This is a genomic window from Inquilinus sp. NPDC058860, from assembly GCF_042743185.1.
Taxonomy (GTDB): domain Bacteria; phylum Pseudomonadota; class Alphaproteobacteria; order DSM-16000; family Inquilinaceae; genus Inquilinus.
On record NZ_JBHYMS010000135.1, the window covers coordinates 1 to 2,590 of the forward strand.

The 2,590-nt window shown below is 69.5% G+C and carries 3 protein-coding genes; all 3 read right to left on the reverse strand.

Going from position 1 to position 2,590, the window contains the following annotated elements; genetic code table 11:
- Window positions 1-25 precede the first annotated feature (25 nt).
- On the reverse strand, window positions 26-1,627 hold the full coding sequence (tnpC, locus tag ACFW16_RS36030; protein WP_380313915.1) for an IS66 family transposase: 1,602 nt from the start codon (window positions 1,625-1,627) through the stop codon (window positions 26-28).
- A 61-nt stretch (window positions 1,628-1,688) separates the two neighbouring features.
- On the reverse strand, window positions 1,689-2,042 hold the full coding sequence (gene tnpB / locus ACFW16_RS36035; protein WP_380313916.1) for an IS66 family insertion sequence element accessory protein TnpB: 354 nt from the start codon (window positions 2,040-2,042) through the stop codon (window positions 1,689-1,691).
- Window positions 2,039-2,491 (reverse strand): IS66-like element accessory protein TnpA, encoded by a 453-nt coding sequence (gene tnpA, locus ACFW16_RS36040; RefSeq protein WP_380313917.1) that lies wholly within the window; start codon window positions 2,489-2,491, stop codon window positions 2,039-2,041. The genes tnpB and tnpA overlap by 4 nt, the downstream gene beginning before the upstream one ends.
- Between the last annotated feature and the right edge of the window lie 99 nt (window positions 2,492-2,590).

Here is a 2,590-nt window from a genome sequence, read left to right on the forward strand (position 1 = left end):
GTACGCGTGAGCTGATGGCCGCGGATCAGGCGGCTTGGTCGAGCTGGCGGAGAGGCCGCCAATTCCATGGCAGCAAGTCGTCGATCCGTTTGATCGGGTGATCGGCGATGCGGGCGATGACGTCGGCGAGGTAGGCCTCGACGTCGAGGCCGTTCATCTTGGCGCTCTCGATGATGGTGTACATGGCAGCGGCCCGCCGGCCACCGGCGTCGCTGCCGGCGAAGGTCCAATTGCGGCGCCCGAGAGCCAGGGGCCTGATGGCGCGCTCGGCCGCATTGTTGCTCATCTCCAGCCTGCCGTCGGTGGTGTAGCGCGTGAGGGCTGCCCAGCGGGTGGTGGAATAGCGGATCGCAACGGCGAGCTTGCCCTTGGGGCTGGTCCGCGCCAACGCCTCGTCGAGGAACAGCCGCAAGGCTTTCAGGATCGGCACCGAGCGGTCCTGCCGGGCGGCGAGGCGCTCCTCCGGCCCGCGGCCCCGGATCTCCCGCTCGACGGCGAAGAGGTCGCCGATGCGTTCCAGTGCCGTCCTGGCCGTGGCCGAGCCCGTGCTGTCGTAGACCTCGTACAGATAGCGCCTGGCGTGGGCCCAACACGCCACCTCAACCAGGCGCGGCGCCTCGGCTCCGGGTTCCGGCTGGTACAACGCGCCGAAGCCGGCATAGCCGTCGGCATGCAGGAAGCCCCGGCAACTGTCGAGCAACGCCTCGGCATGCTCGCCTTTGCGATCCGGCGAGTAGCGATAGAAGGCCGCCGGCGGTGCTGTGGAGTTCCACGGCCGCTCGTCGCGCAGCATGACCCACAACCGCCCCGTCTTCGTCCGGCCCAGCCCCGGCGCGAGCACAGGCACCGGTGTGTCGTCCGCGTGCACGGCGGCTCCCGCCCGGACATGTCGGCCGATCGCTTCGACCAGGGGATCGAGCAGGACCGCCAGCTTGCCGACCCAGCCGGCCATCACCGAGCGGTCGAGCTCGACCCCGGCCCGGGCGTAGATCTCGGCTTGCCGGTGCAACGGCTGATGATCGCAATACTTCGAGACTGCGACATGGGCCAGCAGCCCAGAGCCGGGCTGGCCGCGCTCGATCGGCAGCGACGGCATCGGCACCTGCACGATCGTCTCGCAGCCCCGGCAGCTCAGCTTCGGTCGGATGTGCGCCACCCGCTTGAAGTAGGAGGGGACGTATTCCAGCACCTCGCGCTCGTCCTGGCCGATGCGGCTGAAGGTCGTGCCGCCGCAGTTCGGACAGGGGCAGGCCGGCTCGTGCACCACCTCTTCGCGCGGCAGATGGTCGGGCAGCGGCCTGCGGCCGCCCCGCGCCCGCTTGCCCTCCCGCCCAGATGCCGACGGCGCTGCCTCCGTCCGCGCCTCGGTCTCGGCCTGGTCCTCCTCGATGTCGCCGATCACGAGCTCGAGTTGCTCGACGGCGCGGTCGAGCTTCTCCGACGAGCGGCCGAACCGGGCCCGGCGCAACGCCGCCAGCTCCGCCTTCAGCTTCTCGATGTGCAGGGTCTTGGCATGGATCTCGGCGTTCCTGGCCGCGATCTCCCGCTGCATCTCGACCTGCAGCGCGGCTGCGAAGGCGCGCAATTCGGCAGGATCGGTGGGCAGGGAGGCCGTCGCCAGCGACATGCGCCTGTCTAGCAGATCCGGCCTGCCGAAGCCAGAATTCTCGCGCAGAATCAGCGCGTTGTCAGATCACCGCAGGCCGCCGCGGTGGCTCCGGCGCCACCGTCCGCCGCCAGTCCATCGCCTCGACCAGCAGCGCCATCTGGGCCGGGGTCAGCACCATCGTGCCGTCGACGATCGGCGGCCACACGAACTTGCCCTTCTCCAGCCTCTTGGCGAACAGGCACAGCCCCGTGCCGTCATAGTGCAGAATCTTCAGGTAGTCCGCTTTCCTGGACCTGAAGAGGAACAGATGGCCGGAATATGGATCCTGCCTCAACACCGCGGCGATGTCGGCGGCAAGGCCGTCGAAGCCGCGCCGCATGTCTGTCGGACGGCAACAGAGATACACCTTCGTACCGGGCGTCACCGTGATCACGGCAACTCCTTCAGCGCCTGCAGCACGCGCCGCAGCGCCCCCTGGTTGACGAAGGCGTCGACCCGGACCTGGGCGCCGCCCGGCAGGGCGATCTCGATCGCTCCCGGCCGCTGCTCGGTGCACGCCGCGGCGGAGGCTGGACAGGAACTCGCTGACCGCTCCGACGGTGCCGCCAGCGGCAGGCTCGCCGCGGCCGTCCCCTCGCTCCCGCCGAACACGCCCAGCGGCACGAACTGCATCGGTACCACGGATGCGTCATCGCCCTCACGCCCGGTCCGCTTCGCGACACCACGGCCTCGGCCCGCCTGACGCAGCCACTTGAACACCAGGTTGGCGTTCACCTCATGCTGCCGCGCCACCTCCGCCACCGACGCCCCAGGCACCAGCGTCGCTTCGATGATCCGCTGCTTCTGCTCAACGCTCCAACTCCGCCGGCCCGAGCTCGACATCTGGCTCCACTCCACCATGGTGTCCACCAACGCTGATGGTGGACACCATCCTGGAGCCTCCTCTCCTCCGACGGCAGGCGGCCTCCACATCACGCGTAC

Coding starts and splice junctions, on each gene's coding strand:
- tnpA (WP_380313917.1), bottom strand. CDS start 2,491: ATGTCGAGCTCGGGCCGGCGGAGTTGGAGCGTTGAGCAGAAGCAGCGG.
- tnpC (WP_380313915.1), bottom strand. CDS start 1,627: ATGTCGCTGGCGACGGCCTCCCTGCCCACCGATCCTGCCGAATTGCGC.